Below are 11,723 nucleotides of genomic sequence, written 5' to 3'. Positions count from 1 at the left end.
CACTCCCCCTACAACGCAGGCGGCTCAGCTGGCGGCGTGTAACTCTCCAAATCCTCGGCTTCCTTCACCGCGCGCAGGCCCGTGCGGTAATCGGGATAGGCCAGCCTCACGCCCAGTTCCTCCTTGATGCGGGTATTCCGAACGCGCTTGTTCTCACCGTAGAAACTGCGCGCCATCGGGGTCATCCCGGCCTCCTCGAACGGCACTTCGGCAGGCACCGGCAGGCCCAGCAGCTCGGCGCCGTAACCAAGCACATCCTGCGGCGGGGCGGGTTCGTCATCGCAGACATTGTAGATCGCACCCGGGTTGGGTCGGTCGATCGAGGCCTCCAGCACCGTCGCGATATCCTCCACATGAATGCGGGAAAACACCTGTCCGGGCTTCACGATGCGCCGCGCTTTTCCCGCCATCAGCTTGGCAAAGGGACCGCGGCCGGGACCGTAGATGCCCGCGAGACGAAAAATGTGCAGCGGTAGATCCGGGATCGCCCGCCATGCCGCCTCGGCCTGTGCGCGCCAGTTGCCGCGGCGGCTGGAGGGAGCGACGGGCGTGTCCTCATCCACCCAGGCGCCGCCCTGATCGCCATAGACGGCGGTGGTGGATAGATAACCGACCCAATCGAACTGTCCGGACGCAGCGCGCGCCGCCAGTTCGTCCCGCAGCGCCTCCATCACCGGATCGCCGCCCTCATTCGGACCAACCGAGGACAGCACATGGGTGACGCCATCGAGCGGAAGCATTGCGCCGGGCCATTGCAGCAGCTCCACGTCCTCATCCGGCCGCTCTTCACCCAGTTCCCGCGTGGTGCCAATCACCCGCCAGCCCCGCGCCAGCATCCGCCGCGCCAGTGCCCGGGCCGAGTAGCCATATCCGATACAGAGAAGTGTTTTTGTCATGCCCCAATAGATGCGTCGCAGAGAGCCGCCCGGCAAGGGCGGAAATATCCGCGATGACGCAAACGGGATGGACCGGGGCGAAAACGGCGCTAAACCGGGGGCAGCGAACGGAAAAGGATCAGGCAATGGCGCTGCTACTCGGTGTGGATACGGGCGGGACCTATACGGATGCGGTGCTGATCCGCGACGAGGAAGAGGTGATTGCATCGGCAAAATCTCTGACCACCCGCCACGATCTAGCCATTGGCGTCGGTGGTGCGGTACGGGCGGTGCTGGCGCAATCCGGCGTTGCGGCGCAGGATGTCTCGATGGCTGCACTGTCGACGACGCTTGCCACCAATGCGCTGGTCGAAGGGCAAGGTGGGCGGGTGGCGCTGGTCTATATCGGCTTTGCCCCCGAAGATCTTGAACGTCACGGCTTGCGCGATGCGCTGAAAGGCGATCCGGCGCTGGTGCTGGCGGGGGGCCACACCCATGCGGGCAGCGAGGCTGCGCCGCTTGATACAGACGCGCTAATGGCCTTTTTAGAGACTGAATCGCCGGGGGTGAGCGGCTATGCCGTGGCCGGTGTCTTTGCCACCCGCAACCCCGCGCATGAGCTGGAGGCTGCTCGGATCATCACCGAGGTAACCGGAGCGCCAGTCACCTGCTCGCATCAACTCTCAGCGAAACTCAACGGGCCGAAACGGGCGCTGACGGCGGTGCTGAACGCGCGGCTGATCGGGATGATCGACCGGCTGATCGGGCGGGCACAGCACACATTGGCGGACCTCGGGATCACGGCGCCGATGTTGGTCGTGCGCGGCGATGGGGCGCTGATGTCGGCAGAACAGGCGCGGGAACGCCCCATCGAAACCATCCTCAGTGGCCCGGCAGCCTCAATCGTTGGCGCCCGCTGGATGACCGGGGTCGACACCGCGCTGGTCAGCGATATCGGCGGCACCACCACCGATGTGGCGTTGATCCGGGACGGAAAACCAGCCATCGACCCTGCCGGGGCGCGGGTCGGAGATTACCGAACCATGGTCGAGGCCGTCGCCATGCGCACCACCGGTCTGGGCGGCGACAGCCAGGTCCATATCCAAAGCGAAGGGTTGAACGGCGGGGTGACCCTGGGTCCGCGCCGGGTGGTCCCGGTCTCTCTGATCGCCCATCAGGCGCCGGAGGTGGTGCATGCGGCGCTGGACCGGCAGGTCAACGCAACGGTTGTCGGGGAACACGACGGCAGATTTGTCCGGGCGATCCCGGGTCAGCCGACCAGCGGCCTTGGCGAGCGGGAGGCGGCCCTGCTGAACAAGATTGGCACCGACGTGCATCCCCTTGGCGCCGTGCTGCGCACCCGGATGGAGCAAGGCGCCCTGAACCGGTTGGTGGATCGCGGGTTGGTGCAGTTGGCCGGCGCCACCCCGTCGGATGCCTCCCATGTACTGGGCCGCCTGAACGATTGGGACAGCGCAGCCGCCGAAAAGGCGCTGACCATCTTTGCCCGCCGCCGCATCGGCAGCGGCGACCCCCTGGCCCCCGATGCCGAAACCCTGGCCCGTATGATCATCGACCAGCTGACAGAACAGACATCATTGGCCTTGTTAGAGACTGCTTTTGCCGAAGAAGGCGACACATTCGGACTGCCTGCGGATCAGCTGGCCCGCCATATCCTGCTGCGCAGGGGATTGGAAAATCACCGGGGCATGCTGTCGCTCAGCGCGGCGCTGAACGTGGATGTGGTGGGGCTTGGGGCCTCGGCCCCCAGTTACTACCCGGCGGTGGGGGAGCGCCTGCATTGCAGGATGATCCTGCCCGAACACGCCGGGGTCGCCAATGCCATCGGCGCCGTCGTCGGCCGCGTCACCCTGCGTCGCAGCGGCACCGTGACTTCCCCTGCCGAGGGGAAATTCCGGGTACATCTGGAGGATGGGCCGCAGGATTTCAGCGCCTCTGAGGACGCGCTGGCCTTGCTTGAAACCCATCTGAGCGAGGAAGCAGAGAAAGAGGCCCGTGCGGCAGGCGCCGAGGATATTCATGTGCATGTGGAGCGGGATATCCGCACCGCCCAGGTCGAGGCGCGCGAGGTCTTCGTCGAAGCCTTCATCACCGCCGAGGCCAGCGGCCGCCCGCGCGTGGCACTGGGCTGATACCCAGAAATAAAGAACCCTCCCTTGCGGCAGCAAGGACGGGTTTAGCACCTTATATTCCGATGATATCAGGCTCTATTCCGCGGCATCAGCCCGTTTCGGCAGCACCCAGTCGGGGCGCGGGAAATGGCAGGTATAGCCGTTGGGCAGACGCTCCAGATAGTCCTGATGCTCGGGCTCTGCCTCCCAGAAATCACCGACGGGTTCCAGTTCGGTTACCACCTTGCCAGGCCAGATGCCCGAGGCATTCACATCGGCAATGGTGTCTTCGGCCACGGCCTTTTGCGCGTCATCCACATAGTAGATGGCTGAGCGATAGCTCATCCCGATGTCATTGCCCTGCCGGTTCACCGTGGTCGGATCGTGGATCTGAAAGAAGAACTCCAGCAACTCCCGGTAAGAGGTCTTTTCCGGATCAAACAGGATTTCGATCCCTTCGGCATGGGTTCCGTGATCGCGGTAGGTGGCATTGGGGACATCACCGCCGGTATAGCCGACGCGGGTCTTGATCACCCCGGGGCGTTTGCGGATCAGGTCCTGCATGCCCCAGAAACAACCGCCGGCCAGAACGGCACGTTCAGGATTGCTCATCTGTTATCCTCCACTTGGTCGATATAGTCGCCATAGCCTTCGGCCTCCATCTCGTCGAGAGGAACAAAGCGCAGTGACGCCGAGTTGATACAATAGCGCAGGCCACCCCGGTCCAGCGGGCCATCCGGGAACACGTGCCCCAGATGGCTGTCACCATGCGCCGAGCGGACCTCGGTACGGATCATGCCCAACGAGCGGTCTTCCAGTTCGGCCACATGCGCCGGTTCAATGGGTTTGGTGAAACTGGGCCAGCCGCAGCCGGATTCATATTTGTCGGACGATGCGAACAGTGGCTCCCCCGAGACGATATCCACATAGATGCCTGGCGCCTTGTTGTGCAGCAACTTACCCGTGCCGGGGCGTTCGGTGCCGGATTTCTGCGTGACGTAGTACTCTTCGTCTGACAGGGCGGCAATGGCATCTGGATCTTTGGTGTATCGCGTCATGTCGGGTCTCCGGCAAATCGTGGTGAGTCAGTACATGGGCTGATGCAGCGGAAATGCAAAGCGATTATTGCCCATCTCGCGCTCTTGTGCGGCAGCGGGGCATCCCGGAATGATCCAAACCGGTGCCCGATCCGTAGCCCTGATAACAACAGTGGAGAGTAAAATGGTTCGAATGTGGGTATTGGCGGCGCTGTTAATGGTGGGACAAATGGTGCACGCAGCACCTGTCGGGGGCGTCTTTGCCTCCATCGATGGCGGTAAAATCGACATATCATCCTTCCGGGGGCAGCCGGTTCTGGTGGTGAACACCGCCTCGCGCTGCGGCTTCACCAAGCAATACGACGGTCTGCAAACGCTCTATGACCGATACAAGGACCGCGGCCTTGTGGTGCTGGCCGTGCCTTCGAATGATTTCAAACAGGAATTGTCCAGCGCCGAAGAGGTCAAGGAATTCTGCGCCCTGAACTATGATCTGACCCTGCCGATGACCGATATCACCCCGGTGCGGGGCGATGGGGCGCATCCGTTCTTCCGGGCGGTGCGGGCGGAAACCGGATTTGAGCCGGGCTGGAACTTCAACAAGATCCTGATCGCCGCCGATGGCACGGTTGCGGGCACCTGGGGTTCCATCACGCGGCCTCTGTCGGGGCAGATCACCGGCGCCGTCGAAGCCAACCTGCCGCGATAACAGAAATCTATTCCGCGGGTTTCGCTGCGACTTTGGCCGTTCTGCCCGGCTGACGGGACAATTGCACCGCCAGAATGCCGCCGGTGACAATCACCACCCCAACAATATCCAGCGGCCCCAGTTTTTCACCCAAAAGAAGGCTGGCGATCGCCACCCCAAAGACGGGGTTCAGAAAGTGGAAGGTGGCCGCACGCACCGCGCCAATGCGGTTCAGCAGCAGCACCCAGATAAAGGTCGCGGCAAGCCCCGGCACCAGCGTAGTATAGGCAAAGGCCAGTGCCAGCGGCAGGGTCGGATTGACAAAGATATCCTCGAACAGCGGCGCCGCGATGAACAGGAAGGCCGATCCGATCAGCATCTGCAACCCGACCACCATCATGAAATTGCCGCCCGATGTGGCCCCGCGCAGGGCCAGAGTTGCCAGGGTCAGGGCCAGAACGCCGACACCGCAAAGCGCCATGCCGAACAGATCGACCCCGGCGCTGATCCGGGTGCCCATGATCAGGGCAACGCCGACAACACCGGCCAGAAGGCCGACAATGCCCAGGGGTTTCAGACGTTCCCGGAACACCAACCAGGAGGCCAGTGCTACCAGCAGCGGCATGGTCGAGGCGATGATCGCCGCCAGCGACGCTTCGATCGTCTGCATGGCGACAAAGTTCAGCCCCAGATACAGCGCATTCTGACAAATCCCGAAAATGATGGTCGCGCGCCACTGTCCGCGTGTCAGCCGCCACGTCTGTCCCATTGCCAACGCGATGGAGATCCCGATCAGGCCCGAAATCAGGAACCGCACCGCCAGTGAAAACAGCGGCGAAGCGTCCACGACGATGATCCGCGCAGAGGTGAAAGCCGAGGACCACATCAGGGCAAAGGTCAGCCCCATGGCGATTGCACGAATGTCCAAAGCTGATCCTCCCCTGAATTGCCCGGACAGTCCCGCAAATGGCGCCGGGGCGCAAGGCCCGCTCACATCACAGTGAGACATCCCGGCTGGTCTTGGGCCCAAAAAGAAAGGGCCGCCCGAGGGCGACCCAAATTCCTGTCAGATCCAAAGGATCCGGTCCGAGACTTATGCGTCTTCGTTGACGCTGTCTTTCAGAGCCTTGGCGATGGTCATTTTGACAACCTTGTCGGCTTCTTTCATGAACTTTTCGCCAGTGGCAGGGTTGCGCACTTCGCGCTCGGGGCGCTCGCGGCAATAGATCTTTCCGACACCGGGCAGGGTCACGGCGCCGCCGTTGGAAACTTCACGCGTGATCAGCGCGCAGACGGCGTCCAGAGCGGCACCAGCTGCTTTCTTATCGCTGCCCATTTCCTCAGCCAGCGCTGCGACAAGCTGGGTTTTGGTCATCGGTTTGGACATTCTTAGCTCTCCTTAAAACTGCCCGAACTGTGGGGCCTCATTGCGTGACATTATCGTTATGTTGTGCGGTAACACAACGCGTAGCGATAGCAAAGATTGTGAAAACAAGCGAATTTCCGCAGAAATTTGGGGAAAACTAGCCTCAGAGGAAGGCCGTTTCATCAAAAGAGCGCAGTTTTCGGCTGTGAAGCCGCTCCAATGGCATGCCGCGCAGCTGCTCCATTGCCCGAATTCCGATCTGCAAATGGCGCGCAACCTGGGTCTGATAGAAGTCCGACGCCATGCCGGGCAGCTTCAGCTCGCCATGCAGCGGCTTATCCGAGACACAGAGCAATGTGCCATAGGGAACCCGGAAGCGATAGCCATTTGCGGCGATTGTCGCGCTTTCCATATCCAGCGCGATGGCGCGCGACTGGCTGAGCCGCTGCACCGGGCCGGACTGGTCGCGCAGTTCCCAGTTGCGATTGTCGATGGTGGCGACGGTGCCGGTGCGCATGATCCGCTTCAGATCGTAGCCTTCGAACTCGGTCACCTCGGCCACGGCCTGTTCCAGTGCGATCTGGATTTCCGCCAGCGCCGGGATCGGGGTCCAGACAGGCAGGTCATCATCCAGAACGTGATCCTCGCGCAGGTACGCATGGGCCAGCACAAAATCGCCCAGCGCCTGCGTGTTCCTGAGGCCAGCACAATGGCCCACCATCAGCCAGGCATGCGGCCGCAGCACCGCGATATGATCGGTGGCGGTTTTGGCATTGGACGGGCCAACGCCGATATTAACCAGCGTGATGCCGCTGCCATCCGCCCGTTTCAGATGGTAGGTCGGCATCTGCGGCAGCTTGGCGATGGGCGGGATTTCAGCATCTGCATCGGTGATCTCATGATCGCCGGTGCTGACAAAACTGCTGTAGCCCGAGGCCGGATCAGCCAGCTGCGCGCGCGCGTAGGCTTCGAACTCGGCCACGTAGAACTGGTAGTTGGTGAACAACACGTGGTTCTGGAAATGGGACGGATCGGTTGCTGTGTAATGGGCCAGCCGCGCCAGCGAATAATCGACACGCTGGGCGGTGAACAGCGACAGGGGGCCGCTGCCATTGGCGGGCTGATGGGTGCCGTTGACGATGTCATCATTCGTCGTGGACAGATCCGGCACATCGAACACATCGCGCAGGGTAAACCCGGCGGCGCCTTCCTGCGGCACCGTCAGATCGGGACGTGCAGCCACCGCGAAATGCACTGGAATCGGCGTATCGGAGGCACCAATTGTCACCGGCTGTCCGTGGTTCTTGATCAACAACCCGATCTGCTGGATCAGGTAATTGCGGAACAGATCCGGGCGCGTCACCGTGGTGGCATAGGTGCCCGGCATCGACACGTGGCCAAAGCTGAGCCGCGAATCCACCTGCGCAAAGGAAGAAGTGGTAAAGCGGATTTCAGGATAGAAGGCGCGGATGCGCTGATCCTGCGGTCCCGTGTCCGACATCACAGAAAGGAAGGCATCACACAGGAATTCCGTGGCCTGCCGATAGAGCAGCTCCAGCCGCTCCACGGCCTGCGCCGCGTCGGTGAATGTCTCGGGGGCGGGATGTTCAGGCAGGCGAATGGTGGTCATGAAATCGGCTCTAACACGGGGATTTTCTTGAATGTACGCACATCCACCAGCCCCAGGTCCGAAATCCGCAGTTCCGGGATCACCACCAGCGCCAGCAGTGAATGCTGCATATAGGCGTTGTTCAGCTTGCAGCCACAGGCCTCCATCGCCTCGACCATCTTCTGCGCCTTGGCGGCAACCTCGGTCGCGGGGCTGCTGGACATCAGGCCCGCGATGGGCAATTCGACCAGCGCCAGCTCCTCTCCGTCGCGGAACAGGGTGATACCGCCGCCAACCTCGGCCAGGCGATTTGCGGCCAGCGCCATCTGCTCCCGGTCGGTGCCAACCACGATCATGTGGTGGCTGTCATGCGCCACGGTCGAAGCCATCGCCATGGACCCCTGATAGCCAAAGCCCGAGACGAAGGCATTGGTGACGCCGCCCGTGGCCTGATGGCGTTCGACCAGCGCGATCTGGCAGACCTCGCCGGTGCCTTGGACCAACCCGTCGACCACCGGCAATTCCGCCTTCAGCGCCTTGGTCGGGGCCTGGTTCTCCACCACGCCAATCACATTGGCGGTAACCGAGTTCGCCCCCTCCGGCGCCTTCAGTTCAAAATCACCCGCCGACAGCGCGTGGCCCAGATGCACCGTGCCGGTGGCGCTCTCTGGCCAGTCATAGTGCGGGCATTCAACAGTAATAGAGCCGTTTTCTGCCACGATCTGCCCGCGCGCGATCACCAGTTCGATGGGCAATTCGCGCAGGTCCGAGGTCAGGATTACATCCGCGCGCCGCCCAGGGGTGATCGAGCCAAGCTGGCGCTCCAGCCCAAAGTGCGTCGCCGTGTTGATGGTGGCCATCTGCAGCGCGATTACCGGATCGCAGCCGCAGGCGATGGCGTGGCGCACCACCCGGTTCATATGGCCATCGTGCACCAGCGTGCCGGAATGGCAGTCATCGGTGCAGAGAATGAAGTTGCGCGGATCCAGGCCCTTTTCCGTCACAGCGGTGATCTGGCTTTCGACGTCATACCAGGCAGACCCCAGCCGCATCATTGACCGCATGCCCTGACGGACCCGGGCGATGGCGTCCGCTTCGCAGGTGCCTTCGTGATCATCCGCCGGGCCACCTGCCACATAGGCCGCGAAATCCGGTCCCAGATCGGGAGAGGCGTAATGCCCGCCGACTGTTTTCCCTGCCCGTTGGGTGGCGGCGATTTCCGCCAGCATCTTGGGATCGGCGTTGGCGACGCCGGGGAAGTTCATCATCTCACCCAGACCGATGATGCCGGGCCATGTCATCGCCTCGGCCACGTCTTCGGCGGTGATTTCATATCCGGTGGTTTCCAGCCCCGGCGCCGAAGGCGCGCAGCTGGGCATCTGGGTGAAGATATTGACCGGCTGCATCAGCGCCTCGTCATGCATCATCCGCACGCCATCAAGGCCCAGAACATTGGCGATCTCATGCGGGTCGGTGAACATCGAGGTGGTGCCATGCGGGATCACCGCGCGGGCAAATTCCGCCGGGGTCAGCATACCGGATTCGATATGCATATGGGCATCGCACAGGCCGGGAATCATAAAGCGACCGTTGGCCTCGATCACCTCTGTCTCCGGTCCGGTGCAATAAGAGGCGTCCGGCCCGACATAGGCAATGCGCCCCGCGACGATGGCGATGTCGTGCCCGTCCAGCACTTCACGGGTGTGGACATTCACCCACCTGCCCTGACGGATCACCGTATCTGCGGGCGCGCGGCCTGCAGCGACTTCGATCAGTTTCGGGGCGGAATCGGGCCAGCTGGGAAATGCGGTCTGTGTCATGCGCCAATTGTTCTGATTGCGCTCACAAGTGCAAGGGCCGAAGGCATCCTGTCATCAAAGGATCACCTTCTGCACAAAGCGAAAAATCCCCCTTGCCACTTCCCTGTCGGCGGAGGAGGCTGGGGCAGGATGATCAATGAGCCCTGAAACAGGCTCTAATTTGGATATATGAAGAGGTTCCCATGACCGTCACGGATCTGCGCCCCGATGTCGACCGGCAGAATATAGAACACTGGCAGGAGCGGGTGGACCTTGCAGCGACCTTCCGCTGGACCGAGCGGCTCAATATGCACGAAGGGGTGGCGAACCATTTCAGCCTCGCGGTGAACCCCGAAGGCACGCGGTTCCTGATGAATGCCAACCAGATGCATTTCGCCCGCATCACCGCCTCGAACCTGTTGCTGCTGGATGCGGATGATCCGGCCACGATGAACCGGCCCGATGCCCCCGATCCCACCGCCTGGGGGCTGCATGGCTCGATCCACCGCCTGTGCCCGCACGCGCGCTGCGTGATGCATGTGCATTCGATCTTTGCCACGGTTCTGGCCTCGCTCGCCGACAGCAACCTGCCTGCCATCGACCAGAACACCGCGACCTTCCATGACCGTTACGTGATCGACGATGGCTATGGCGGTCTTGCCTTCGAGGATGAAGGCGCCCGCTGCGCTGCCATGCTCACCGATCCCAAGAAGAAGGTGATGATCATGGGCAACCATGGGGTTCTGGTGATCGGCGACACGCCCGGCGATACCTTCAACCGGCTCTACTATTTCGAACGCGCGGCCGAGACCTATATCCGCGCCCTGCAAACCGGCCAGCCGCTGAGCTATCTGTCGGACGAAGTCGCCGAAAAGACCGCTGCCGAGCTGGACGCCTATCCTGGGCAGGCCGAAGCACACCTGCGCGAGATCAAGGCAGTACTGGACAGCGAGGGGTCAACTTACGCAAGCTGAGGCGGGGCCTGTCCCCGCATGAGTTGTTGATGAGGGCTGCCCGATGCATGCGATTGCCGATACCACCCGTCTGACGGCAGAGGGCGTGATCACCGCCGATCAGGCCCGCATCATCGAATCCCGCGCCCGCGAAGCGATGATAACCCTCGGGGTCAACGTCATCCTGTGCCTCGGGATCCTCGCGGCGACGGGCGGCTTCATCTTCTGGCTGGCCGATCCGCTGCCCGTGGCGATTGCGGGTCTGCTGATGACCCTCACCGGGCTGGCGATCCTGGCCCGGGGGGGCGAGATGTTCCACATGTTCGGCAATGCTGCCACGCTGATCGGCGCAGGCATGCTGATCGGTGGCGCCACGCTGGAACTGATGGACAATTACGAAGAGATCGCGGGCTGGGTCCTGTGGCCTGTGGGTGGTTTGCTGCTGGCAGTTCTTGCCCTGCGGTACTGGCGCGGCGGGCTGTCGTCGCATTTCGTGCTGGGGGCGCTGATCCTGATGGCGCTGGCCGTCCATATCATCGGGATCGAAGCGCTGAGCAGACAACACGATATCGGCTCTCCGCTGCGCAACTTTGAAATGCTGTATTATGCGGCGCTGCTGGCGGGGATCGGCGCGCTGATCGACGTGCGGCTGGTCACCGCTTTTGCTCTGGCGCCTTTTGCTCAGGCGCTGGAAACGGGCAGCGCCTATTTCCACGCCGCCTACGTGTTCTATTCCCCGGAACCTACCCTATCGATTCTGCAGATGTCTGCGCTGATCGCCCTGTGCCTGTGGCTCGCCCGCAGCCAGCCGGAACGCATTGCGCGGCATCTGCGCATTCTTGTCATGCTGGCCTTTGTGGTGGCCAACCTCTGTGCGCTGGTCGGTTCGCTCTGGGGCGATTTCGTGGGTGAAACCATCTGGGGGCCGGGCCGCTATTACGGTAGCGTTCATCAGGACTGGGACAGCTTCAATGCCGCGCGCACAGCGTTCCGGGACACCGCGCTGGAGCTGTCGGCCAATCTCTATTCCATCCTCTGGGCACTGGCGCTGGCGGGCATGGTGGTCTGGGCGGCGATGCGCAATGAACGCGGCCTGTTCAATGCGTCGCTGACCTTTGGCGGCATCCACGCCTATACCCAACTGTTCGAGAGCTTTGCCGATGAACCGCTGGCCTATGTGATCGGCGGACTGGCAGCGGTTCCGCTGGCCTGGGGGATCTGGCGGCTGAACCTGTGGATCACTGCCCGGCAGGCTGCCCCCTAA

Annotated in this window: 11 protein-coding genes; 4 read left to right on the top strand and 7 right to left on the bottom strand. The window is 62.4% G+C overall.

The annotated features are described in order from the left end of the window. Nucleotides 1-8 precede the first annotated feature (8 nt). Complete coding sequence (locus AC5SSZ_RS21970) at nucleotides 9-896, bottom strand: SDR family oxidoreductase (RefSeq protein WP_495440074.1); 888 nt, start codon at nucleotides 894-896, stop codon at nucleotides 9-11. Nucleotides 897-1,021: 125 nt separating this feature from the next. Between AC5SSZ_RS21970 and AC5SSZ_RS21965 the strand changes: the two genes are divergently transcribed. After that, nucleotides 1,022-3,028, top strand: a complete 2,007-nt coding sequence (locus AC5SSZ_RS21965; protein WP_495440072.1) for a hydantoinase/oxoprolinase N-terminal domain-containing protein — start codon at nucleotides 1,022-1,024, stop codon at nucleotides 3,026-3,028. Between the two features lie 75 nt (nucleotides 3,029-3,103). Here AC5SSZ_RS21965 and msrA read toward each other — a convergent pair whose 3' ends face one another. Together msrA and msrB are read right to left on the bottom strand one after the other, a co-directional pair. Beyond that, the gene (msrA, locus tag AC5SSZ_RS21960) at nucleotides 3,104-3,619 is read right to left on the bottom strand and encodes a peptide-methionine (S)-S-oxide reductase MsrA (protein ID WP_274829969.1); all 516 of its coding nucleotides are present in this window, start codon (nucleotides 3,617-3,619) and stop codon (nucleotides 3,104-3,106) included. Further along, nucleotides 3,616-4,065 carry a peptide-methionine (R)-S-oxide reductase MsrB gene (gene msrB, locus AC5SSZ_RS21955; protein WP_065271970.1) on the bottom strand — a complete coding sequence of 150 codons (450 nt, stop codon included), beginning with the start codon at nucleotides 4,063-4,065 and terminating at the stop codon, nucleotides 3,616-3,618. The genes msrA and msrB overlap by 4 nt, the downstream gene beginning before the upstream one ends. Before the next feature lie 163 nt (nucleotides 4,066-4,228). Between msrB and AC5SSZ_RS21950 the strand changes: the two genes are divergently transcribed. Continuing rightward, a complete protein-coding gene (locus AC5SSZ_RS21950) occupies nucleotides 4,229-4,753 on the top strand; it encodes a glutathione peroxidase (RefSeq protein WP_495440069.1) in 525 nt (174 codons plus the stop codon). 7 nt (nucleotides 4,754-4,760) lie between these two features. Here the strand turns inward: AC5SSZ_RS21950 and AC5SSZ_RS21945 are convergent, their stop codons facing one another. From AC5SSZ_RS21945 to ade, 4 genes are all read right to left on the bottom strand, one after another. Continuing rightward, a complete protein-coding gene (locus tag AC5SSZ_RS21945; protein WP_495440067.1) occupies nucleotides 4,761-5,660 on the bottom strand; it encodes a DMT family transporter in 900 nt (299 codons plus the stop codon). A 165-nt stretch (nucleotides 5,661-5,825) separates the two neighbouring features. Beyond that, nucleotides 5,826-6,119 (bottom strand): HU family DNA-binding protein, encoded by a 294-nt coding sequence (locus AC5SSZ_RS21940; RefSeq protein ID WP_065271973.1) that lies wholly within the window; start codon nucleotides 6,117-6,119, stop codon nucleotides 5,826-5,828. Between the two features lie 142 nt (nucleotides 6,120-6,261). Beyond that, on the bottom strand, nucleotides 6,262-7,728 hold the full coding sequence (locus AC5SSZ_RS21935; protein WP_274835179.1) for an AMP nucleosidase: 1,467 nt from the start codon (nucleotides 7,726-7,728) through the stop codon (nucleotides 6,262-6,264). After that, complete coding sequence (gene ade / locus AC5SSZ_RS21930) at nucleotides 7,725-9,527, bottom strand: adenine deaminase (RefSeq protein WP_495440064.1); 1,803 nt, start codon at nucleotides 9,525-9,527, stop codon at nucleotides 7,725-7,727. Before ade ends, AC5SSZ_RS21935 begins: the two co-directional genes overlap by 4 nt. Before the next feature lie 182 nt (nucleotides 9,528-9,709). Here ade and AC5SSZ_RS21925 point away from each other — a divergent pair, with 182 nt between their 5' ends. Beyond that, on the top strand, nucleotides 9,710-10,480 hold the full coding sequence (locus tag AC5SSZ_RS21925; protein ID WP_495440061.1) for a class II aldolase and adducin N-terminal domain-containing protein: 771 nt from the start codon (nucleotides 9,710-9,712) through the stop codon (nucleotides 10,478-10,480). A gap of 43 nt (nucleotides 10,481-10,523) precedes the next feature. Beyond that, complete coding sequence (locus tag AC5SSZ_RS21920; protein WP_274867871.1) at nucleotides 10,524-11,723, top strand: hypothetical protein; 1,200 nt, start codon at nucleotides 10,524-10,526, stop codon at nucleotides 11,721-11,723.

This window comes from Phaeobacter sp. CC-HEC084, from assembly GCF_059429255.1.
This window is presented reverse-complemented; position numbering and strand designations above follow the sequence as displayed.